The 23113-nt window shown below is 60.8% G+C and carries 24 protein-coding genes; 18 read left to right on the plus strand and 6 right to left on the minus strand.

Features of this window, described 5'->3' with window-relative positions; all coding sequences use genetic code 11:
* Positions 1-3: 3 nt before the first annotated feature.
* The 11 genes from nirJ (at position 4) to JT51_RS10150 (ending at position 11980) form a co-directional block, all read left to right on the plus strand.
* Entirely contained in the window at positions 4-1218 is a 1215-nt protein-coding gene (nirJ, locus tag JT51_RS10100) for a heme d1 biosynthesis radical SAM protein NirJ (protein WP_037311404.1), read from the plus strand.
* Complete coding sequence (locus JT51_RS10105; protein ID WP_037311407.1) at positions 1193-2746, plus strand: nitrite reductase; 1554 nt, start codon at positions 1193-1195, stop codon at positions 2744-2746. Before nirJ ends, JT51_RS10105 begins: the two co-directional genes overlap by 26 nt.
* Positions 2703-2966, plus strand: a complete 264-nt coding sequence (locus tag JT51_RS10110) for a hypothetical protein (RefSeq protein ID WP_037311410.1) — start codon at positions 2703-2705, stop codon at positions 2964-2966. The genes JT51_RS10105 and JT51_RS10110 overlap by 44 nt, the downstream gene beginning before the upstream one ends.
* Positions 2967-3055: 89 nt before the next feature.
* Positions 3056-3520, plus strand: a complete 465-nt coding sequence (locus JT51_RS10115; protein ID WP_235216146.1) for a DUF2946 family protein — start codon at positions 3056-3058, stop codon at positions 3518-3520.
* On the plus strand, positions 3511-5688 hold the full coding sequence (locus JT51_RS10120) for a NosR/NirI family protein (protein ID WP_037311412.1): 2178 nt from the start codon (positions 3511-3513) through the stop codon (positions 5686-5688). The genes JT51_RS10115 and JT51_RS10120 overlap by 10 nt, the downstream gene beginning before the upstream one ends.
* A gap of 12 nt (positions 5689-5700) precedes the next feature.
* A complete protein-coding gene (gene nosZ, locus JT51_RS10125) occupies positions 5701-7608 on the plus strand; it encodes a TAT-dependent nitrous-oxide reductase (RefSeq protein ID WP_037311414.1) in 1908 nt (635 codons plus the stop codon).
* A gap of 3 nt (positions 7609-7611) precedes the next feature.
* Positions 7612-8868 carry a nitrous oxide reductase family maturation protein NosD gene (locus JT51_RS10130; protein WP_037311417.1) on the plus strand — a complete coding sequence of 419 codons (1257 nt, stop codon included), beginning with the start codon at positions 7612-7614 and terminating at the stop codon, positions 8866-8868.
* Complete coding sequence (locus JT51_RS10135) at positions 8858-9751, plus strand: ABC transporter ATP-binding protein (RefSeq protein WP_037311420.1); 894 nt, start codon at positions 8858-8860, stop codon at positions 9749-9751. Before JT51_RS10130 ends, JT51_RS10135 begins: the two co-directional genes overlap by 11 nt.
* Complete coding sequence (locus JT51_RS10140; protein ID WP_037311423.1) at positions 9748-10569, plus strand: ABC transporter permease; 822 nt, start codon at positions 9748-9750, stop codon at positions 10567-10569. The genes JT51_RS10135 and JT51_RS10140 overlap by 4 nt, the downstream gene beginning before the upstream one ends.
* Positions 10566-11081, plus strand: coding sequence for a nitrous oxide reductase accessory protein NosL (locus tag JT51_RS10145; RefSeq protein WP_037311426.1), 516 nt, complete (start codon positions 10566-10568; stop codon positions 11079-11081). The genes JT51_RS10140 and JT51_RS10145 overlap by 4 nt, the downstream gene beginning before the upstream one ends.
* On the plus strand, positions 11078-11980 hold the full coding sequence (locus JT51_RS10150; RefSeq protein ID WP_037311430.1) for an FAD:protein FMN transferase: 903 nt from the start codon (positions 11078-11080) through the stop codon (positions 11978-11980). Before JT51_RS10145 ends, JT51_RS10150 begins: the two co-directional genes overlap by 4 nt.
* Positions 11981-12097: 117 nt before the next feature.
* On the opposite strand, the gene JT51_RS10155 is transcribed toward JT51_RS10150, so the two are convergent.
* The 5 genes from JT51_RS10155 to JT51_RS10175 are packed head-to-tail and all read right to left on the minus strand — an operon-like array spanning position 12098 to position 15692.
* The gene (locus JT51_RS10155; RefSeq protein ID WP_037311433.1) at positions 12098-13156 is read right to left on the minus strand and encodes a ferredoxin--NADP reductase; all 1059 of its coding nucleotides are present in this window, start codon (positions 13154-13156) and stop codon (positions 12098-12100) included.
* An 11-nt stretch (positions 13157-13167) separates the two neighbouring features.
* Positions 13168-13653 (minus strand): hypothetical protein, encoded by a 486-nt coding sequence (locus JT51_RS10160; protein WP_037311435.1) that lies wholly within the window; start codon positions 13651-13653, stop codon positions 13168-13170.
* Positions 13654-13668: 15 nt separating this feature from the next.
* A complete protein-coding gene (locus tag JT51_RS10165; protein ID WP_037311437.1) occupies positions 13669-14832 on the minus strand; it encodes an aromatic ring-hydroxylating oxygenase subunit alpha in 1164 nt (387 codons plus the stop codon).
* Positions 14833-14841: 9 nt separating this feature from the next.
* Complete coding sequence (locus tag JT51_RS10170) at positions 14842-15105, minus strand: hypothetical protein (RefSeq protein ID WP_037311440.1); 264 nt, start codon at positions 15103-15105, stop codon at positions 14842-14844.
* The gene (locus tag JT51_RS10175; RefSeq protein WP_037311443.1) at positions 15102-15692 is read right to left on the minus strand and encodes a TetR/AcrR family transcriptional regulator; all 591 of its coding nucleotides are present in this window, start codon (positions 15690-15692) and stop codon (positions 15102-15104) included. Before JT51_RS10175 ends, JT51_RS10170 begins: the two co-directional genes overlap by 4 nt.
* A 234-nt stretch (positions 15693-15926) precedes the next feature.
* Here JT51_RS10175 and bioB point away from each other — a divergent pair, with 234 nt between their 5' ends.
* The 6 genes from bioB to JT51_RS10205 are packed head-to-tail and all read left to right on the plus strand — an operon-like array spanning position 15927 to position 21309.
* Positions 15927-16907 (plus strand): biotin synthase BioB, encoded by a 981-nt coding sequence (gene bioB, locus JT51_RS10180; RefSeq protein ID WP_037311446.1) that lies wholly within the window; start codon positions 15927-15929, stop codon positions 16905-16907.
* Complete coding sequence (locus JT51_RS10185) at positions 16904-18037, plus strand: 8-amino-7-oxononanoate synthase (RefSeq protein WP_037311449.1); 1134 nt, start codon at positions 16904-16906, stop codon at positions 18035-18037. Before bioB ends, JT51_RS10185 begins: the two co-directional genes overlap by 4 nt.
* Entirely contained in the window at positions 18034-18654 is a 621-nt protein-coding gene (gene bioD / locus JT51_RS10190) for a dethiobiotin synthase (RefSeq protein WP_037311453.1), read from the plus strand. The genes JT51_RS10185 and bioD overlap by 4 nt, the downstream gene beginning before the upstream one ends.
* On the plus strand, positions 18651-19937 hold the full coding sequence (gene bioA, locus JT51_RS10195) for an adenosylmethionine--8-amino-7-oxononanoate transaminase (protein WP_037311456.1): 1287 nt from the start codon (positions 18651-18653) through the stop codon (positions 19935-19937). Before bioD ends, bioA begins: the two co-directional genes overlap by 4 nt.
* Positions 19934-20554, plus strand: coding sequence for a pimeloyl-ACP methyl esterase BioG family protein (locus tag JT51_RS10200; RefSeq protein WP_051927472.1), 621 nt, complete (start codon positions 19934-19936; stop codon positions 20552-20554). The genes bioA and JT51_RS10200 overlap by 4 nt, the downstream gene beginning before the upstream one ends.
* Entirely contained in the window at positions 20551-21309 is a 759-nt protein-coding gene (locus JT51_RS10205) for a methyltransferase domain-containing protein (protein WP_051927473.1), read from the plus strand. The genes JT51_RS10200 and JT51_RS10205 overlap by 4 nt, the downstream gene beginning before the upstream one ends.
* Positions 21310-21314: 5 nt before the next feature.
* Here the strand turns inward: JT51_RS10205 and JT51_RS21760 are convergent, their stop codons facing one another.
* Positions 21315-21923 (minus strand): GntR family transcriptional regulator, encoded by a 609-nt coding sequence (locus JT51_RS21760; RefSeq protein WP_037312105.1) that lies wholly within the window; start codon positions 21921-21923, stop codon positions 21315-21317.
* Positions 21924-22083: 160 nt separating this feature from the next.
* Here JT51_RS21760 and JT51_RS10215 point away from each other — a divergent pair, with 160 nt between their 5' ends.
* Entirely contained in the window at positions 22084-23007 is a 924-nt protein-coding gene (locus JT51_RS10215; protein ID WP_152563324.1) for an SMP-30/gluconolactonase/LRE family protein, read from the plus strand.
* Positions 23008-23113: the final 106 nt, after the last annotated feature.

Raw genomic sequence — 23113 nt, forward strand, 5'->3', positions numbered from 1 at the left:
CCCATGTTCCGCCTGACCGAATACATGCACCAGCTGGTCAAGCCGACCCCGGTGCGCAAACGCCGCCCCGGCCCGGTAAAGCCGGTGGTGATCTGGAACCTGACGCGGCGCTGCAATCTGAAATGCCGCCATTGCTACACCGTTTCGGCGGATGTGGCGTTCCCGGGTGAACTCAGCCATGAGCAAGCCATGATAACCCTTGAGGATCTGGGCCAGTTTCGCGTCCCGGCCCTGATCCTCTCGGGTGGGGAGCCGCTGGACCGGTTCGATTTCTTCGACATCGCCAAACGCGCGCGCGATCTGGTGCCGATGCTGGCGCTGTCGACCAATGGCACCCGGATTTACGACGAAACCGCCGATATGATCGCCGATGTGGGGTTCAACTATGTCGGCATTTCGCTGGACGGAATCGGGGCCACAAATGACTGGTTCCGTGGGGTCGAAGGTGCCTTTGCCGACGCCCTGCGCGGCGTGCGCGAATGCAAGAAGCGCGGCATCAAAGTTGGTCTTCGGTTCTGCCTGACCGAAGGCACGCAGCATCACCTGCCGGACTTGTTGCAGCTGTGCGACGATGAAGGTGTCGACAAGTTCTATCTGTCCCATCTGGTCTATGCCGGGCGCGGCGACAAGAACCGCGGCGAGGACGCCGAACATCTGCGCACCCGCAAGGGGCTGGACCTGTTGCTGGACCGCGCGTGGGAGGCCGCCTCGGGCGGGCGCCCACTGGACATCGTGACCGGCAACAATGATGCCGATGCGGTGTATTTCCTGAACTGGGTCCGCGCGCGTTTCGATGCCGAAAAAGCCGCGCGTGTACGCGAACATCTGGCCGCCTGGGGCGGAAACTCCAGCGGGTTGGGTGTGGCCAATATCGACAATCTGGGGCGGGTGCATCCCGACACCTATTGGTCCGACTACACGGTCGGAAATGTAAAGACCAAACCGTTTTCCGAGCTGTGGACCAGCGACGATCAGATGCTCGCCATGCTGCGCACCCGTCCGCGCCCGTTGAAAGGGCGCTGCGGGGCATGTCAGCTTCAGGACGTGTGCGGCGGCAATACCCGCATCCGGGCCTTGCAGGTGACCGGCGATCCCTGGGCCGAAGACCCGGCCTGCTATCTGTCAAACAAAGAAATCGGCGTGAATGACGCGGGCGAGCGCCTGCAAGTCACACCGTTCCGGGGGAAACGCCATGATCCGGCGCATCAGTTCTTTTGACACTCTGAAAATCGGTACGTTCTGTTCCCTTTTGCTGGCTGGCACCGCATGGGCCGATGCCCCGTCGGATTACGCCGAACATTGCGCGTCCTGCCACGGGGAAAACCGTCTGGGCGGCGTGGGCCCGGCGCTGATCCCCGAAACGTTGAAACGGATGCGCGGCCCGCGTGTGGCTGCGGTGATTGCCGAAGGTCGCACCGCGACGCAGATGCCGGCCTTTTCGCAGGACCTGGACGCCTTGCAGATCGAAGAACTGGCGGGCTGGCTGAAATCCCCGCTGGAAACCGACCCGAACTGGGGCGAGGCCGAGATCATGGCCAGCCGCACGCTGGACGAGGGGTACGCCCCGGTCGATGCGCCCGTCTGGGACAGCGATCCGATGAACATCACGCTGGTGGTGGAAACCGGCGATCATCATGTCAGCGTGCTGGATGGTGACACCTTCGCGGTTCTGGACCGGTTCGAGACCCCCTTCGCCGTGCATGGCGGCCCAAAGTTCAGCCCCGACGGGCGGTATGTCTTCATCATGTCGCGCGATGGCTGGGTGCAGAAATACGATATCTGGGCGCTGCAACAGGTGGGCCGCGTGCGCGCGGGTCTCAACAGCCGCAACATCGCCATGTCCAGCGATGGCAAATGGGTGGCCGTGGCGAACTACCTGCCCAATAGCCTGACCCTGCTGTCAACCGACGATCTGTCGGTGGCCAAGGTCATCGACATCAAAAGCAAAAAGGGCAATCCCAGCCGTGTCTCGGCCGTTTATCAGGCCCCGCCGCGCGAAAGTTTCGTTCTGGCGCTGAAAGATGTGCCCGAGATTTGGGAAGTGTTCTATGGGGCCAACCCGCCGCAATCCGGGTTGGGGCATGATTTTCGCATCGAAGGTCAGTTCAAGAACCCCAACCCCTTTCCCGTGCGGAAAATCACCACGCCTGACTATCTGGACGATTTCTTTTTCGACCAAAGCTATGAATACGTCATGGGGGCGTCTCGGGACGGCAAGGGCGGTCAGGTGATTGACCTGGTGATCGGTCAGAAAGTGGCCGATCTTGACCTGCCTGGCATGCCGCATCTGGGGTCAGGTATTACGTGGCAGCACGGCGAAACCACCGTGATGGCCACGCCCCACCTGACCGACGGCACGGTTTCGGTGATCGACATGGAAAGCTGGGAAACGGTCAAACGGATCAAGACCGAAGGGCCGGGTTTTTTCATGCGCAGCCATGAGAATTCGCCCTACGTCTGGGCCGATGTGTTCTTTGGTCCCAACAAGGACGCGATGCATGTGATCGACAAGCAAAGCCTTGAGATCGTAAGGACTCTGCGCCCCGCGCCCGGCAAGACCGTGGCCCATGTCGAATTCACCAAGGATGGCAGCCACGCGCTGGTGTCGATCTGGGAAGATGACGGCGCGGTGATTGTCTATGACGCGCAGACGCTGGAAGAGGTCCGCCGCCTGCCGATGCGCAAACCTTCGGGGAAATACAATGTCTGGAACAAGATCACCTTCTCGGAAGGCACCAGCCACTGAGGGCAAATGGCCGGTCTGGAAACTGGCCATATTGCTGTACCCGGCCACGGCATTGGCCGTGGCCATCAATCTGTTTCTGGCCGGGCTGATCGGCCACAGCGCCGGGTTTGGCGTAATTGCACCGGTCACCGCGATCGTGTGGTCGATCCCTTTGGGCATCCCTGCATCCTGGCTTGCCGGGCGTTGGCTGCGCGGGCTGATGGATGAGGCCGACGGCTAGTTCGAAATTTTCGGTGGCCTGACCTAAGTCAAGTATTCGCTTCGGGAAATCCAATACGACTCAGGAAAGTTCGCCGAGTTGGATTCTCCATGCCCGCCCTTAACCCTCTGCACATCATAGCTGTTCGCGCCCTGCGCGCGGTATGTGCGTTTGCGGGCATTTTCCTTTTGCTGTTGCAACTGCTCGGCCCGGCGCTGGCGAGTCCCGGGCAAAGCATGTGGGTGGAGATCTGTTCAGAGGCTGGGGCGGTCTGGGTTCAGGTCGATCTGGAAGAGGAAGACCGCGATCCAACCGCGCCCTGTCCGAAATGCGCCGATTGCGCCCTTTGCGCGGTAACGGCAGCCGCCCCGCTGCCCGGTCAGCCTGAACTGATACGGGCCGAGTTTATCCAAACCGCGCAAAGCGGGGTCCGTATCCTGTACGAGCCCTACGTTTCAGCCTGGCTCTGGCCTGAAACCCGTGGCCCCCCGGCTGCGCCCGGACATAAAACCGAACGCGCCCTGCGCGCGTCCATGGCGTCAATCCAAGTTATCGGAGGTGCGCCGTGGTCGTAAGTCGCGCAACCCATTTTCTGCTGGCTTTAATCCTGTCCTGCCTGATGGCGATCAGTGCCCATGCCGACAGCCTTGCCAGCTTTCTGCCCGATATCACGCCCGCCGATCTGGCCCCCGGTGCAGACGCCTTTGGTCCCGTGCGCGATGACGTGCCCGTTGCCCCCGTTCTTAAGGGCGGCGCAACCGTCGCCTGGGCCTTTCTGACATCCGATTTTGTGGGCACCACCGGATATTCCGGCAAACCCATCCACGTGGTTGCCGCTATCGACGCTGACGCCGTTCTGACTGGTGTGCAGTTGATCAAACACTCGGAACCCATTGTTCTGATCGGCATTCCCAATTCCCGCATGGTCGAACTGACCGAAGGTTACACCGGCCTGGACCTCAAGCATGAGGCCGAAACCGGGGGTGAGGGGCATGACCTCGACATCATCTCGGGCGCGACAGTAACGATCATGGTGATCGACGACAGCCTTGTGCGCGGCGGTATCAAGGTGGCCCGCGCGCTGGGTTTGGGTGGGCTTTCCCCATTGCAGGCCGATGGGCCGAAACGCGACGTCGATCTGGCGCAGAATGCCGTCTATGACTGGACCACCCTGTCCGGCGACGGCTCGGTCCGGCGGCTGACGCTGGATATCGGTCAGGTCAACGCCGCGTTCGAGGCGACCGGCGATCAGCGCGCCATCAAACGGCCAGAACCGGGCGAACCGGATGACACCTTCATCGACATGCATATGGCGCTGGTTTCCGTACCGTCGATCGGGAAATCCCTGCTGGGTGAGGCCGAATACCAGAACCTGACCGAATGGCTAGTTGAGGGCGAACAGGCCATTCTGGTTCTGGGGCGCGGGGCTTACAGCTTTAAGGGCTCGGGCTATGTGCGCGGCGGGATTTTCGACCGGATTCAATTGATCCAGGGTGACAATTCCGTGCGGTTCTTCGACAAGCAACAGCGCCGCCTGGGTGCGGTTGCCGCGCCCGATGCGCCCAGTTTCACCGAGTTGGACATCTTCAAAATCCCCGCCGATGCCGAGTTTGATCCGGCCGAACCCTTCCGCCTGCAACTGTTGGTGCAACGGGCCGTCGGCGCGGTTGAGAAGACGTTCCTGACTTTCGATTTGGGCTACAAACTGCCCGAGCAGTACTTGTTGCCCGTTACCGCCCCGGCTGTCGTAGACGACGCCACGGGAGAAGCCGCCGCCAAGGCCGCCCTATGGCAGCGTATCTGGAAGGATCGCACGGTCGAGATCGCCGGTCTGGGCGTCATGCTGCTGGTGCTGACCGCCACCTTCTTCTTTCAGTTCCACGCCACGATGAACGCGCGGGTCTTCTACTGGTTCCGCATCGGATACCTGACTATGACCCTGTTCTTCATCGGCTGGTACGCCAATGCGCAGCTGAGCGTAGTGAACCTGATGGCGCTGGCGGGCAGCCTGCGCACGGGCTTCTCATGGGATGCCTTCCTGCTGGACCCGCTGGTGTTTATCCAATGGTTTGCCGTGGCCGCCGCCCTGCTGTTCTGGGGGCGCGGGGCCTATTGCGGATGGCTGTGCCCGTTCGGCGCGCTGCAAGAGCTGACCAACAAGATCGCCCGCGCCTTGCGCGTTCCGCAATGGACCCTGCCCTGGGGGCTGAACGAACGCCTGTGGCCCGCGAAATACATGATCTTCCTTGGCCTGTTCGGCCTCAGCTTTGTCTCGATCCCGCTGGCCGAGAAATATGCCGAGGTTGAGCCGTTCAAGACCGCGATCATCCTGAAATTCATGCGCGACTGGCCGTTTGTGGTCTTTGCGCTGACCCTGCTGGGGATCGGGCTGTTCATCGAACGGTTCTATTGCCGCTACCTCTGCCCGTTGGGCGGAGCGCTGGCGATCCCCGCCCGTATCCGCATGTTCGACTGGCTGCGCCGCTACAAGGATTGCGGCACCCCCTGTCAGACCTGCGCCAACGAATGCCCCGTTCAGGCCATCCACCCCAGTGGTGAGATCAACCCGAACGAGTGCGTCACCTGCCTGCATTGTCAGGTGCTCTACCAGTCCGAGGACAAATGTCCCGTCGTTATCCGCCAGTTGAAACGGCGGGCCAAGACAGGGTCGGTCGACCTCAAGACCCCACTCGGACAACCACCGGCGAACCATCCGAACGCCAAACCGCAATCCGTTTCCTAAAGGAGAAACATCATGTCGGAACATGATAAGAAACTGAACGTCACACGCCGCGGCATGCTGGGTGCAACCGCAACCGGCGCTGTGCTGGCCGGGACCGGTCTGGGTTCAACCCTGATGACCGCAAAACAAGCCAGCGCTGCGGCTGGTGCCAATCTCGAACCCGGTGAGCTGGACGAATACTACGGCTTCTGGTCCTCGGGCCAAACTGGCGAACTGCGCATCCTGGGCTTCCCCTCCATGCGCGAGTTGATGCGGGTTCCGGTGTTCAACCGCTGCTCGGCCACTGGCTGGGGCCAGACCAACGAGTCGCTGAAAATCATGACCGATGGCCTGTTGCCGGAAACCAAGGAATTCCTCGCCAAGCGCGGCATGAAGACCTATGACAACGGCGACCTTCACCACCCGCATATGTCGTTCACCGACGGCACTTATGACGGCCGTTACCTGTTCATGAACGACAAGGCCAACACCCGCGTTGCCCGCGTGCGCTGTGACGTGATGAAATGCGACAAGATTGTCGAGATCCCGAACGCCAAGGCGATCCACGGTCTGCGTCCGCAGAAGTTCCCGCGTACCGGCTATGTCTTTGCCAACGGTGAAGATGAAACGCCGCTGGTCAACGACGGCAGCGTGCTGGACGACCCATCGCAATATGTGAACATCTTTACTGCGCTGGACGGCGACACCATGGAAGTGGCGTGGCAGGTGATGGTGTCGGGGAACCTCGATAACACCGACTGCGACTATCAGGGCAAATACGCCTATTCGACCTCGTACAACTCGGAAATGGGTATGAACCTGGCCGAGATGACCGAGAACGAATTGGACCATGTCGTCGTCTTCAACCTTGCGGAAATCGAAGCAGGCATCGAGGCCGGTGATTATCAGGAGTTGAAAGGCGTCAAGGTTCTGGACGGACGTAAGGGTCAGAACAAGAACTATACCCGCTACATCCCGATCCCGAACTCGCCACACGGCATCAACACCGCGCCCGACGGCAAGCACGTCTGCATCAACGGCAAGCTGTCGCCGACCGTGTCGATCATGGACGTCACCAAGCTGGACGCCCTGTTCGCAAGCGATGTCGACCCGCGCTCGTGCATCGTGGGCGAACCGCAGCTGGGTCTTGGCCCGCTTCACACCGCATTTGATGGTCAGGGCAACGCGTTCACCACGCTGTTCCTCGACAGCCAGATCGTGAAGTGGAACATCGAAGACGCGATCAAGGCTTACGGCGGCGCTGACGTGGACCCGATCATCTCGAAGGTCGATGTGCATTATCAACCGGGCCACAACTCGACCACCATGGGTGAAACCAATGAAGCCGACGGCAAGTGGCTGATTTCGATGAACAAGTTCTCGAAAGACCGGTTCCTGAACGTTGGACCGCTGAAGCCTGAAAACGAGCAGTTGATCGACATCTCAAACAGCGAGATGAAGGTGGTGCACGATGGCCCGACCTTTGCCGAACCGCATGACGCCATCATGGTGCGCCGCGATATCGTCAATCCGGTCAACGTCTGGGATCGCAACGACATCACTTGGGAAGACGCCCGCAAGCAGGCCGAGGCCGATGGCGTCGATCTTGAAGATGGTGCCGAAGAACCCATCCGGGATGGCAACAAGGTACGGGTCTACATGACATCGCAGGCCCCGACCTTCAGCCTTGAGAAGTTCACCGTCAAACAGGGTGACGAGGTGACGGTTTACATCACCAACCTGGATGACGTGGACGACGTGACCCACGGGTTCTGCCTGGGTAACTACGGCATCGCGATGGAAGTTGCACCGCTGGCGACCGCCTCGGTCACCTTCACCGCCGACCGTCCGGGCGTGCACTGGTTCTATTGCCAGTGGTTCTGCCACGCACTGCACATGGAAATGCGCGGCCGGATGCTGGTCGAACCGCAGGGGGCATAAACCATGCGTTGGCCCCTGCTCATACCGCTCCTGCTCGGCTCGCCCCTTTGGGCGGCGGACTGGGATGTGCCCAATTGGGCGGGGGCCATCAACGAAACACTGGCGCAGGCGGCGGATGGGGACACCCTCCGCCTGAGCCCCGGAGTGTATAGCGAAGCTCTGGTACTGGACCGGCCCGTCACCATCGACGGGCAGGGACAGGCCACCATCGACGGGCAAGGCGCGGGCAGCGTCATCACCGTGACCGGGCCGGGCGTGACCCTGCGTGGGTTGACGGTGATCGGCTCAGGTTCAAGCCATGACGGGATCGACAGCGGTATCCAATTGACCAAAACAGCCAAAGCACCGGTGGTTGAGGATAACGTGCTGCTGGGCAATCTTTATGGCGTCGACATTCACGGCGCCAAGGACAGCATCGTGCGCGGCAACCGCATCGAAGGGCGGCAGGATCGCCGGATGAATGCTCGCGGCAACGGCGTCTATGTCTGGAACGCGCCGGGTGCGCGGGTTGAATCGAATGACATTCGCTATGGTCGTGATGGGATCTTCGTAAATTCTTCGAAGAAGAATTTCTTCACCGGCAACCTGTTCCGCGATCTGCGTTTTGCGGTGCACTATATGTATGCAGACGATTCAGTCGTCAGCGACAACGTTTCGATCGGCAATGATCTGGGCTATGCGGTGATGTTCACGACCAATGTGAAGGTCGCAGACAACGTCTCAATTGGTGACCGCGAACATGGCGTGATGCTGAATTACGCCAACAAGAGTGTCATCACCGGCAACGTGGTCATAGGTGCCAAGGAAAAATGTACCTTCCTCTATAACTCCAACAAGAACGAATTCACCGACAACTGGTTCCAGGGGTGCGGCATCGGCATCCATTTCACCGCCGGTAGTGAGCGTAATCGCATCGTTGGCAATTCATTCATCGGCAACCGGACGCAGGTGAAATATGTCTCGACCAAATGGGTCGAGTGGTCCGAAGACGGGCGCGGCAATTACTGGTCTGATTTCGCCGCCTATGACGTGGATGGCAACGGCATCGCCGATGCCCCCTATCGTCCCAATGACTCTATGGACCATGTGCTGTGGACCCAACCCGCAGCCAAATTGCTGCTCGGCTCGCCTGCCGTGCAGCTGGTGCGCTGGTCGCAATCGGCCTTCCCGGCGCTGTTGCCGGGGGGCGTGATGGACAGCAACCCGCTGATGCAAGCCCCTGAACCCCCAGCTATGAAAAAGGTGCCTCATGACGGATAAGGCCCTGAGTATTACCCAAGTCTGCAAGGACCGTGGCAAGATCCGCGTTCTTGACGATATCACCCTGTCCCTTGCCCCCGGTCAGCGCGTTGCGCTGCTGGGCCATAATGGCGCGGGCAAATCGACCCTGATCAAATCCATCCTCGGTCTGACGCCGATCCATGGCGGAGCCATCCGGATCGGTGACGCCACCCCCGGCAGCGCGCAGGCGCGGCGGGATACGGCTTATCTGCCCGAGGCGGTGTCGTTTCATCCCGCCTTGACCGGGCGAGAGCAACTAAACCTGTTTGCGCAATTGTCCGGGGCTAGGGCGGACGTGCCTGGCCTGCTGGACCGTGTCGGCCTCAGCGATGCGCTGGATCGCCGGATCGGCGCCTATTCCAAAGGGATGCGGCAACGTCTGGGTCTGGCGCAGGTGCTGCTGGGTCAGCCGAAAGTGGCGCTGTTGGATGAGCCAACGAGCGGATTGGACCCGATCTCGCGGCAGGACCTGTACGCCATCATTGATGAGCTGGCGGCGCAAGGCACCGCCGTCCTGATCGCCAGCCATGCGCTGACCGAGGTCGAGGCCCGCACCGACCGCATCGCCATCATGCGCAAGGGTCAGATGGTAGCGGATGACACGCTGAACAACCTGTCGGCGCTGGCCGGTCTGCCGATCCGCCTGAAAGTGCGTGCCAGCGCCAACCCAGAAGTACTTGCCGCCGAACTGGGTGGCATTCGGATCAACGGTGCCTCAGTCGAACTGCTTTGCACCCCCGATGACAAGATGGAGGCCCTGCGCCGCATCGCCGGAATGGGTGACGCGGTGGCGGATGTGGAAATGACCCCACCCAGACTGGAAGACCTCTATCGCCATTACGCTCAGGAGGAGATGCAATGACCCGTTTCCTTGCCATCACCCGTACTGAAATGCTGATCCTGCGCCGCAACCGCTGGCTATTGGTCGCAACACTGATCATGGTGCTGTTTGCACTGGCGCTGACATTTGCGGGCAGCGCACCCACCGGAACGCTGGGCGTTGACATGCTGACCGTCTCGGTCGCGTCGATGACCACGCTGTCGGTCTACCTCGCCCCGCTGTTGGCGCTGATGATCGCTTTCGACGCCATCGCAGGCGACGTGGACCGGGGCAGCCTGTCGCTGCTGCTGTCCTACCCTGCCGGGCGCGGGGAAATCCTGCTTGGTAAATTCACCGCCCATCTGGCCGCGCTGGCCTTTGCCATGACCGTCGGCTTCGGCACCGCCGGAGCAGTGGCCGCGTGGTTCGGTGGCGCAGGCCCAGAGAGCCTGATGGCGCTGGCGCGCCTGATCTTAACATCCATCCTGCTGGGTGCCGTGTTTCTGGCGTTGGGATACCTGCTGTCCGCCTTGTCGAGGGGGTCGACGGCGGCAGCAGGTCTGTCGGCCGGGCTTTGGCTGATCTTTGTCGTCCTCTATGATCTGGGCCTGTTGGGGGCTGTGGTCATGGACAAGGGCGGCACCTTCACCCAATCCGTCTTTCCATGGGTGATGGTCGCCAACCCGGCCGACGCGTTTCGTTTGTGGAACATCGCCGCGACCGAAGGGATCGCGATGGCCTCGGGCATGACCGGCGCGGCGCAGGCCCTGCCCGCGTGGGCCGCACCCGCATCGCTGCTGATCTGGCCGGTGCTGGGCTTTGCCCTCGCCCGCGCCGCGTTCCGGAGGGTCGAGCCATGAAACGCCTGTGCCTGATCGCGCTGGTGGCCCTTGCTGCCTGCAAGGAAGACATCGCCGTCGCCCCCGATCCGGTTGATCTGACCCCCGATGCGCTCAGCTTTTTCTGTCAGATGAACATCGCCGAACATGGCGGTCCCAAGGGGCAGATCCATCTGAAAGGCTACCCCACGCCCCTGTTCTTTGCGCAGGTACGCGACATGGTGGCTTATCTGAAAAGCCCCGAACGGGATGCCGAAATCACTGCCGTCTATGTCAGCGACATGGGCGCTGCGCCCAACTGGCGGCAGCCGGGTATCTCGAACTGGATCGCGGCTGATGGTGCGACCTTTGTGGTCGGGTCAAATGTGGCGGGCGGCATGGGCGCGCGCGAGGTCGTGCCCTTTTCCGATCCCGTCGCAGCCGAGGCGTTTATCAAAGAATACGGCGGGTCCGCCCTGCCGCTGTCGGAAATCCCGGATACCGAAGTGCTGGGGCCCGTCGATCTGGACCTAAAGCTGGAGAGCCCCGCATGACCCATCTGACCCGTCGTCGGTTTCTGACAATCTCTGCGGCCTGTGTGGCCCTTCCGACACATGCGAGCCCCGCACCCACAGCCAGCTGGCACGGCACCGCCTTGGGCGCACCCGCCAGTCTGAGGCTGGAGGGTTTGACCGATGCGCAAGCCGCGCCGATCATTGCGGCCGTCGAGGCCGAGGTGCTTCGGCTTGAGAACATCTTCAGCCTTTATCGCCCTGAATCAGAGTTGAGCCGGTTGAACCAAACCGGCCATCTTGAAACTCCGGCCCCGGAACTGCTGAATGTCTTCAGCCTGTGTTCGGCGCTTTATGACGCCACCGACGGCGCATTTGACCCAACCATTCAACCCCTTTGGGTCGCTTTGGCACAGGGGGGCGATGACATCGAAATCCAAAACGCCCGGCAAACCATCGGCTGGAGCCGTGTTTCCGTGCAGACAGACGTTGTCGCACTGCCCCAACCCGGCCAATCCGCCCTGACGCTGAACGGGATTGCCCAAGGGGCGATTTCGGACCGTATTGCCAACCTGCTGAAATCGCAGGGCCTGCAGGATGTTTTGATCAACATGGGAGAAATCGTCGCCAATGGCCAACGCGGTGACGGGCAAGATTGGCAGGTGGGCATTGCAGGGCCAGACGGTACCGTCAGCAAGCACATCGCGCTGAGAGATCGTGCCATCGCGACATCCGATGCCAACAGCATGATGCTGACCGACAGTCAGGGGCACATCCTGGCCCCCGATGGCCAGAAGCTGCATCATCAGATCTTGTCTGTTTCCGCACCGAATGCGGCCTTGGCCGATGGGTTGTCGACGGCTTTATGCGCCATGCCAACACCAAAAATGGAAACGGCAATAGGCTACTTTCCGGGCGCGCGGATCGAATTGTATCTGTGATCTAGCGCAAAGCCTGTCACGGCCACGCTATGCGGACATCAAAGACCTGATGGGTCCACAAGCGTGCGGCAGAGGTCGCGTCATGGTCTGAGCCAGACTCATAAGACCCTGTGCTGGTTAACCCTCAAACTTCACAGCCAGCGCTTCTTGGGTTGCAACACTCTGACAGGTCAGGATCAACCCTTTCGCGATGTCCGCATCTTCAAGTGCCACGTGGTTTCGCATTTGAACGCTGCCGTCCGTCAACCGCGCCACACAGGCACCGCAGACGCCGGACTGGCAACTGAACGGCGGGGCCAACCCTGCAGCGCGGGCCGCCTCAAGCAGGGTTTGGTCGGCGGCCACGGGTATCTCACTTACGCTGCCGGCCAATTCCACGCGCGCGGTTGCGGCGATACCCTGCACGTTATCATTGTCGTCAGCGGCTGCGCCAAAGCTCTCCATATGAATACGGTCGGCAGGAACGTCCAAACCCGTCAGGGCCGCCTTGACGTCCACATTCATCCCGCCGGGTCCGCATATCCAGTACTGCGCGTCCTGCGCAACCGGGGGGGCTTCGGCAATGGCTGCCTGTACGGTTTCCGCATCCAGACGGCCCTTGCGCCACGGCCTGAGCGACGCCCACATCGACGGGGCAGACAGAACATGGCGAATGGTGAAACGCGTTGGAAAGCGGGTCAGCAACTGCTCTAGCTGGGCGTGGAACAGTATCGTTTCCACATTGGTATTGCCGTAAACCAGATGCGCAACCGAATAAGGTTCGCCGTCCAAAACCGCATTGATCATGGCGTAAAGCGGCGTGATGCCGCTGCCAGCCCCAAAAAAGTAATGGGTGCGGCGCTTCAATGCGCCGGGGTGCAGGGTGAACTGGCCAAAGGGAGGCATAACCTCGACCTGATCACCGATTGTCAGGGCGCCACCGATATGGTTGGAAACGACACCGCCCTTAACCCGCTTGACCGTGATCCGCAGCGCCGCCCCCGGCGGGTTCGAGATCGTATAGCTGCGCCGGTGTTCCTTGCCATCGATCAGGAATTTCAACGTCAGATGCTGGCCTGCCTGCCACTGAAAAAGATCGGTCAGTTCGGGCGGAACGTGAAAGGTCACAGAGGTGGCCGCGCCGTCGATCTCTTGGCGGATGTCGGAAATCTTCAGGATGTGAAAGTCGCGTCGCACCGGGTTTCCCTTCAGCGATAGTCAATTGTCGTGTCCAACGAGCGGATCACGGGCTTGCCCAGTTGGGTTTCGAAAACAAACCGGTCGGTTTGCAGCATCGTGCCATTGTACCCCTGCCACGTATAGGCGACACGCGTCTCGGCGGTCAGATGCAGGACGCCATCCGTTGTTTTCGAGGTGATTTTGGGATCGGACCGGCCGGTTTCCTCATACCCTTTCAGGGCTTCGGAAAGCTGGGGGTCATTGGTGGGGTCCGGCAGGTTGGCGTAATCCGCGACCATATATGCAAAGACATCATCCTTTTGCCCCAAACCATATTTGATTGTGACCTTATGCTCAGCCGCTGGGTGCCAATCGTCCCACGTGGCGGCCAGGGCCTGTTCGTTCTGGGCCTGGACGACGCGGGTCGCGATTTCTTCCGGGGAATCCGCCTGCGCGGTCAGCGCCAGAGCCGCCGCAAACACAACGCCGATCAGGGTTGCTTGAACTGGTTTCATTATCTGTGCTCCTGACTAGGTGGGGTCTTTTGCGGGTTGCATGAAATCAAGTACCGCGCGCTGGTGCTGGACAATCGGGCTTTCGCCAACCGCAGCCGGTCCGATTTCCAGAAACGGGCTTTTCAGGGATTTTTGCTGCTGTTCGCAGGCGAATATGTCTTCGGATGTAAAATCGCCCGAGGTCATCGGGTCATCTGCACCGCTGGCGTCCGCGCCCTGATACTTCGGGCCTCCGAAGTTTTTCCAAAAGCCTGCGCTTTTCCATTGCTGCTTCTGGTATGCCCAGTCGGATACATTGGCCAGTTTCGTGCGGGTTTCTATTCGGGTCAGATCCGGCGCCAAGGGTTTGACGATGAACAGGTTCCAACTGTCTTCGCTTGCGCCGATACCGATTCCGGGGAACAGCATCGGAACCCACGCCCCAACATGCGGTTCCGGGATGGCGCGCGGCGTTGGAAGGTTGGTTTCCAGATTTTCCGCATATTCAGCCGAAGGAGGTTCCCAGAAATGATAGTGCGGTCCCTTCCATCCGTATTCGGCCTTTGCATGATCATACATATACAGCGTGTTCGAATGCAGATGGCTCAGGTGATATACGTCAATGTAATTCTCGACGACGATTTTCCAGTTGGCCTTGATTTCATAGGCGTTTCTGGTGTCCGGGTATTCGATCAGCTCTTCGGGCCTGTGCGGTCCCAACAGCGGATCAACCTCTCCGAACCATTCGGCCAATGTCGGGGCAGCTGGATCGGGGTGAACAAAAAGCATACCACGCCAGACATCCACGCTGGCCGGCTTCAGGCCAAGGCAGGATTTGTCGACGCCCTGGGGAAATTCCGATGCCTCATCCGGGACCGAGATGAGGTTGCCTTCCAGATCATAGGTCCAGTCGTGGTACGGGCAGGTCAGGGCCTTTTGCGTCTTGCCGACAGCGCGGATCAACTGGGTTCCCCGGTGTCGGCAGATGTTATGAAAAGCGCGCAACCTGTGGTCCCGCCCCATGACGATAAAGATATTGTTCAGCCCGGCCTGAACCGTCAGGAAGTGACCGGGTTCCGGGATATCTTCGACCAATCCCGCAAAGCTCCAGGTGCGCGAGAAGATCAGGCGCTGTTCCCGTTCGAACCAGTCTTGTGATGTGTAAGCGTCAACAGGAAGCTGGTGGTACATTTTGGTCATCGGGATACCTCAGGCAAGAAGATGGGCGTATTGCGGAAACAGGCTTGCGGCGATCATCATCAGGCCAAGCACCGCCCAAAGCGTCACAATGGCCCAATACAGCACCGGGTCTTCGTCCCGGTTGACCTCAAAGACCAGAAAAGCCTGCCCGTTGAGGATTGTCGGAACCACCCACCAGACGAACAGCGCGCCCCAAATCCAATAGATGCCATAGGCCGTCGAAACCAACAGAACCGGCAAGGCAACATAGTTTAGCGTTCTGGCTCTGCTCATTGGCGGACCTTCAGGACCGAGGCCATCAATGTCGCCGCCAGTTTAAGTTCGGCGCGCCAGTCGTCCGGCGGGTCCAAAGTGGACAGCGCATCCAGATTGACGAAGATCGCGGAAATGCCCTGTGTCACTGCCCGTATTTTGGCATCCGGGGCCATGGGGGCCGCGCGCCTCAGGATCTCTTCCACGACGTCGTAAAAATCCGTCAGGCTGTCCATCAGGCCTTGCCGCAAGTTCGGGTGCCCCGGAACGGCCGCCACAAGCGCCTGATAGGTCAGCATCAACCGGGGATCGGTGCCGCTGTGTTCCGAAAACAGCGCCTCGACCAGGTCGGACGGTTGCGCCATGTCCGGCAACGCCTGACGCAACCCCTCGACCGCCTCTCCAAAACAAGTGACCACATGACCTGTCAGGGCAATGATCATCTCATCCTTGTTGCCAAGGTAATGGCGCAGCAACGGGCGCTTTACGCCAGCCTCCTCGGCGATGCGGTCCTGCGTCGCGCCTTCCAGGCCGAACCGCGCCACACAGGTCAGATAGGCATCCAGGATTTCGTTGGTTCTTTGGTCTTTCAGCGATGGTCGTGGCATTTGGCTTCCATAAATTGTCACCAGAGACAAATAACCCCTATCGATACTTTGTCAACAGTGACAATTTATAGGATTCACACCCAACCACTAACCCAACAACCGCGCGTTCACAGGCTGCGGAACTCGCAGGTATTTGCCAATCACCGGGACAACACGGGAAGTTTAAGTTGTAGTTTTCTTATTTATCGATAACAAACTCGGGAAATGGAACGAGATTGGTAAATTATCGATAAAATGGAAAATCCGAACCTGCCATGGACCCGCAAGACCGCCGAAGCCCTGCATGATCTGCCCCTGATGGATCTGCTGTTTCGCGCACAGTCGGTACACCGCGAAAACTTTGACCCCAACAAGATCCAGACGTCAAAGCTGTTGTCGATCAAAACCGGAGGCTGCGCTGAAGACTGCGCCTATTGCTCGCAGTCGGCGCGAAACGGGTCGAAACTGTCGGCCTCAAAACTGATCGAGGTCGAGCGTGTCCTGAGCCAGGCGCGCAAGGCGCGCGACGGTGGCGCGACCCGTTTCTGCATGGGGGCCGCCTGGCGCGAACCCAAGGACCGGGACATGGATGCCCTTGTGGCCATGGTCGAAGGTGTGCGCGATCTGGGCATGGAAACCTGCATGACCCTGGGCATGCTGGACGATGATCAGGTCTTTCGCCTGCGCGATGCCGGGCTGGACTATTACAACCACAACATCGACACGTCCGAGCGGTATTACCCCGAGGTCATCACCACCCGCACCTTTGCCGACCGGATCGACACGATGAACCGTGTGCAGGACGCCGGGATCAAGGTGTGTTCCGGCGGCATTCTCGGGATGGGCGAAGAAGCCCAGGATCGGGTCGACATGCTGGTGACGCTGGCCAACTTGAACCCGGCCCCGGATTCGGTGCCGATCAACATGCTGATGCCGCAAGAAGACACCCCACTGGCCGACGCCAAACCGATCGACCCGATCGACTTTGTCCGTGTCATCGCCCTGGCGCGCATCATGATGCCGCAATCTTATGTCCGCCTGTCCGCCGGTCGCAGTGAAATGAGCGACGAGCAGCAGGCCATGTGTTTTCTGGCCGGGGCGAATTCGATCTTTGTAGGTGAAACTCTTCTGACGGCGGAAAACCCCGAAGAAGACACCGACGCCATCCTGTTTGCCAAGCTGGGGCTGCAAGCGGAAACCCCTGCCGGGCAATCCTGTGCGGATGCTGCTGAATGAAGGTTCTTAGCCGCCTGCACTCTGTGCTTGAGGTTCTGGACAATCGGCATCGCCGCCGGGCGCTGACCGCGCGGCAGGGCCTGGACTTTGCGTCCAACGATTATCTTGGCCTGTCGCAATCGCCGGTGCTGAAGCGGGCGGCGCAGCAGGCGCTGGATCGCGGCGTGCCGCTGGGATCGGGCGGATCGCGGCTGTTGCGGGGCAATCACCCCGAACACGAAGCCCTTGAACAAGAGGCCGCCGCTTTCTTCGGCACCGAGGCCGCCCTGTTCATGGGCGGCGGGTTTCAGGCCAATCAGGCGATTTTTTCGACCCTGCCAGCAGCCGAGGACCTGATCCTGCATGATGCGCTGGTGCATGCCAGCGCGCATGAAGGTATGCGTCTGGGCCGCGCGGACACGCGGGCATTTGCCCATAATGACGTGCAGGCCGCGCGGCACGGCATTGCCGAATGGCGCGCCGCCGGTGGGCGCGGGCAAATCTGGATTGCGGTCGAAAGCGTCTATTCCATGGAAGGCGACATCGCCCCGCTGCAAGAGCTGGCCGATCTGGCCCGCGAATACGGCGCGATCCTTGTGGTCGACGAGGCCCATGCAACCGGCGTTTTCGGACATCAAGGCAAAGGTCTGGCCCACGGCCTGAAGGCCGACCTGCTGACCCTGCACACCTGTGGTAAGGGTCTGGGGGTTTCGGGCGGGTTGATTTGCGGGGCCCGTGTGATGATCGACACGCTGATCAATCGCGCGCGACCCTTCATTTTTGCCACTGCCCCTGCGCCGTTCAATGCGGCGCTGGTCCGGGCGGCATTGCGCCAGCTGCAAACGGACCAAGACCTGACCGGGGTCGCACGTGACCGCATGCGACACGCGCACGCCGAGGCACAGCGCAACGGGGTTCCACAAGCCGCGCTGAACAGTCAGATCATCCCGGTAATTCTGGGCGACGAAGCCCGAACGATGGACACAGCCGCCGCTTTGCAGGCCAAGGGCTTTGACATTCGCGGCATCCGCCCGCCGACAGTTCCGCGCGGCACGTCACGTCTGCGGGTGTCCATCACCGGCAATGTCGACAACTCTGACATCACCGCGCTGTTTGAAACGCTTGCCCGCTACCGGAAAGAGGCCGCATGAACCCTGTGATCGTCACCGGCACCGACACGGATGTCGGCAAAACCGTATTTGCCGCGGGCCTGACGGCCGCGCTGGGTGCGCGCTATTGGAAACCGGTACAATCCGGTCTTGCGGACGCGACCGATTCAGAAACGATCCGCGCCTTGTCCGGGGCCGAGGTGATCCCCGAGGTATATCTGCTAAACAAACCGGCCTCGCCGCATTTGTCGGCCGAGGATATGGGGCTGGAAATCGCAGCGGACCGCCTTGCCTTGCCGCCTGTCTCTGGCCCTTTGGTCGTTGAGGGTGCGGGTGGCGTCATGGTACCGCTGAACCGCAAGCTGTTTTTTCTGGACCTGATTGCACAATGGCAGGCACCGGTGGTTCTGGTGGCGCGCACGGCGCTGGGAACGATCAACCACACCAGCCTGTCGCTGATGGCCCTGCGAAATGCGGGGTGTACGGTGATTGGCGTGGCTTTTGTCGGCGATGCGGAACCTCAGGTCGAACAGACAATTGCCGACATGTGCGCGGCCCGGCATCTTGGGCGGCTGCCGTATCTTGATCCCCTGTCGCGCAAGACCCTGTCCGATGCGTTCACAGCCATCGACGTCGACACAATCCGGAGCGCCCTGTGACCCCGCTGGACTTTGACGCCCGCCATCTGTGGCACCCGTATACAAATGTTCTCGACCCCGGCCCGATGCATCTGATTACCGGGGCCGATGGGGTTTGGCTGACCCGCGACGACGGAACCAGAATGATTGACGCGATGTCGTCCTGGTGGTGCGCGGTGCACGGGCATCGTCACCCTGCGATCACCGGCGCGATGCAGGCACAGTTGCAGCAAATGCCGCACGTGATGTTCGGTGGGCTGACCCATCAGCCAGCGATTGACCTGGGCCGCACGCTGGTCGGGCTGCTGCCTGACGGTCTGGATCGCATATTCTACAGCGACAGCGGATCGGTCGCGATCGAAGTGGCGCTGAAGATGGCGGTGCAATATCAGATGGCGCTGGGACGAACCGGGCGCACCCAATTCGCCACCATTCGCGGCGGCTATCACGGAGACACCTGGAAAGCGATGAGCGTGTGCGACCCCGTCAACGGGATGCACGGTTTGTTCAGTGGCGCCCTGTCGATCCAGCATTTCCTGCCCCGTCCGCAAATCCAGTTTGATCAGGAATGGTCCGAGGACACAGACGTGAACGGCCTGTCAGCGCTGCAAGAGCTGCTGGACACCAAAGCCGATCAGATTGCGGCCCTGATCCTTGAACCTGTCGTTCAGGGCGCGGGGGGGATGTATTTCTACCACCCGGAATGGCTGCGAAAAGCGCATGAGATGTGCAAGGCACATGATGTGCTGGTCATCTTCGATGAGATCGCCACCGGGTTCGGGCGCACCGGAGAGCTGTTTGCGATGCACCACGCCGGTGTGGTGCCGGATATCATATGCCTGGGCAAGGCCCTGACCGGGGGCCATATCACCCTGGCCGCCACCGTGACCACCGAAACCGTTGCGCGCAGGATTGGCGAAAGCGACGCCAGCGTCCTGATGCACGGGCCGACCTATATGGCCAACCCGCTGGCCTGTGCGGCGGCGGTCGCCAGCCTTGAACAGTTGTCGGCAAGAGATTGGCGCGCCGAGGTTCGCGCGATCTCTGCCCAGCTTACGCAGGAGCTTTCCCCGGCGCGCGGGTTACCGGGGGTCGCTGACGTGCGGGTGTTGGGTGCGATCGGGGTCATCGAAATGGAGGCATGGGTCGATCCCGCAATCGCCCATGGGCTGGCCCCGGAAACCGGCGTCTGGCTGCGCCCGTTTGCCCGCAACATCTATTGCATGCCGCCCTATATCATCTCGCCCGATGAGTTGAGCCGCGTGAGCGCAGCCATGGTGTCTCTGGCCCGGGGCATGTCATGAGGCATCAGTGGCTGTCGCGGTCAGGCACCCAGGAGTTGATTTTGGTGTTCGGGGGCTGGGCCCTTGGCGCGGCCCCTTTTGCGGGCATGACAGGGGATCAGGACGTTCTGCTGGTGGATGACTATACCCGACTGGACGATTCCGTGCCGGTTCTGGCCGAATATGACCGGGTTTGCCTTATGGCCTTTTCCTTTGGTGTGGCGTCAGCCGCCCATTGGTTGAACCAGACGGGGTTCAGACCCACGCGCCTGGTCGCGGTCAGCGGCACGCTGTTCCCCGCTGACGCCCAGCGCGGCATTGCGCCGGACATGATCCGTGCCACGGCGGATCAATTGACCACAGACAGTTTTACCCGGTTCTGCCGCCGCGCTGGTCTGGAAACCGCCGCACCGCAAATTGACTTTGATGCGGCCCGGAACGAGCTGCACGCGGTGATCGCTCGCGGCCCGGCCCCCGCGTATAAATTCGACCGCATATGGATTCCACAGCGGGATCGGATCATTCCCACACGCGCGCAAGAGGCCGCATGGGTATCCCAACAGGACGCCATCCGCAGCATCCCGGCCCCGCACACCCCGTTTCGCGCCGGGCAGGATTGGGCAGGGTGGATCACGTGAACACCCAAAGCACCGCGCGCGTTCAGCGCAGCTTTAGCCGCAGTTTTGGAACCTATCACGAGTCAGCCGGTCAGCAGGCCCGGATCGCAGGGCATTTGGTGCAGGAACTGCGCAACAGCGGCGCACCAAAGCAGTTTTCATCCGCCTTGGAATTTGGCTGCGGCACCGGCCACCTGACACACCAGCTTTGCACGGCATTCGAATTGGGTGCGCTGACGATCAACGATCTGTCGCCAGAGGCCCACCAAACCGCAACCGACGTTGGGGCCAATTTTCTGTGCGGCGATGCCGAAACCGTCGATTGGCCCGATCAGCCCGATCTGGTTGCCTCGGCGTCAATGATCCAGTGGTTGCCCGACCCGACCGCATTCCTGCGCCGGATCGCCTCCGCCCTGGCCCCCGGCGGTTGGCTGGTTGTTTCGGGTTTTGGCCCCGAACAATACCGGGAACTGGTTCAGATCGGCACGGCGGCCAAGGCACCGGGGTTGCGCCAACCCGCCGATCTGGCCGCCGCTGTACAAGGTGATCTTGAAATCATGAGCACGGGTGAAAGCCTGCGGCAGATGCACTTTGCCTCGCCGCGAAAGGTGCTTGAACACCTTCGGCAAACCGGCGTGAACGGGCGCGCGCAAAGACCCTGGACCAGATCCACGCTTGCACGGTTTACAGACGAGTATGCCCAGCAATTCACCACCGAGGCCGGCGTATCGCTGACCTACCACCCGACCTGGATCATCGCCCGCAAACGCGGCTGAGCGCGTCAGGCCAAACGGTTCAGATGGCGCTGCATCACCGAATGCGCCCGCGCGGTGTCCCGGTCCTTGATAGCGGCCAGGATTGCCGCGTGATCCGGATCGTCGCGCTTGCGCCACCGGGCCGTGTGACGCTTGTTGAAATGCCAGGCGTACAACAATTGCAGGTTCCGGATTTCGGCAATCAGGCGCGACATCTGGCAGCCCGCGATAACGGCCATATGAAAGCGTTGGTTGGCCTCCTCCCAATCCTCGGCGGTTTCGGCCTCATTGCATTGTTCGTGCGAGGCTTCGATCTGCGCGATCTGCGCATAGGTGAGGTTCGGAACGGAATACCGCAGCGCGACCGGCTCCAGCGCGCGCCGCATCACGCGCACCTCCTGGGCTGCGTTCTGGTCCATGGGCGCAACACACATGCCCCGGCGCGGCAGACCGGTCACCAGCCCCTGCGACGCTAGGTTAAGCAGCGCCTCACGGACAGTAACCTGGCTGACGCCGAATTCACGGGCAATCAAATCCTGCCTCAGCTTTTCGCCGGGCTGAAACGCGCCCCGAACAATTCTTGCCGACAGTTTGTACGCAATGTCGTCCGATTTCTTGACTTGTAAGTCCGACACTGTGCCCCCGCCGTTTCGGTGAAATGAATTCTGCTTCGGAACGATTATCGCCATGTGCCGTATTGGGCAACAGACCAACGCAAGTCCTGATCCGGCATTGGGCTTGTAACACACAGGGATACGGTCAAGAATTCCAACAGGGCAATGATGGAGCAGCAGGATGGCGTTGGAACTGAAAGAAATGTGCAGCGGGTTGGGGTTTCCCGAAGGCCCGGTTGCAATGAAGGACGGATCGGTGCTGTTCGTTGACATCAAGGAACAAACCCTGGCGCGTCTTGCGCCCGACGGGCAGGTCAGCGTCGTGGCCAAGATACCGGGCGGACCCAACGGGGTGGCGATTGGCCCGGATGGGGCGGCCTATGTCTGCAACAATGGCGGGGTCTACAGCTTTGTGCCCTTCGGGCCTGACAAGATCACGGTTCCGGCCCCGATCCGGCCAAATTACACGGGTGGATCCGTGCATCGGGTGGATTTGCAAACCGGGGCCGTGTCGCTGCTGTTCGATGCCTATCAAGGCACGCGGCTGATCGCGCCGGACGATCTGGTGTTCGACGCCTCTGGTGGCTTCTGGTTCACCGATACCGGGATCGAGGACGAAGAATCCACCCGCTATGGCGGGCTGTATTACGCCACGATCGACGGCAAAACCCTGATCAAGGCGGCCACGATCCCCATGCCCAACGGGGTTGGCCTGTCACCGGATGGCAAAACCGTCTACGTCTCGGACACTGTGTTCGGGCGTCTCTGGGCGATGGAGATCACGGGGCCGGGGCAAGTCAAATCCGGGCCGATCCCCGGAATGCCCGGAAATGTCGTGCAGACGCTGCCGGGGTACCAATGGCTTGACAGCCTCAAGGTTGAAGAGGACGGCCGCGTCTGCGTCGGCACGATTTTCAACGGCGGGATCACGGTTTTCGGGCTGGATGGCACGACCGAGCACGTCGAAACCCCCGATCTGTTCACGACCAACATGTGTTTCGGCGGCAGCGACATGCGGGATTTGTGGATCACGGCCTCAAGCACAGGTAAAATCTATAAGACCCGGTGGCCACGTCCGGGGTTAAAGCTGGAATTCAACGCGTAATATTTCGCGATTACAGCACACACGCAGATATCCGTGACATTTTCACTGCCATTTGATGACGCTGTTAACACCTTCCGTTGGGGATGCCTTGGCGGAGCGTGGCAGG

Source organism: Ruegeria halocynthiae, from assembly GCF_000743705.1.
Taxonomy (GTDB): Bacteria; Pseudomonadota; Alphaproteobacteria; order Rhodobacterales; family Rhodobacteraceae; genus Ruegeria; species Ruegeria halocynthiae_B.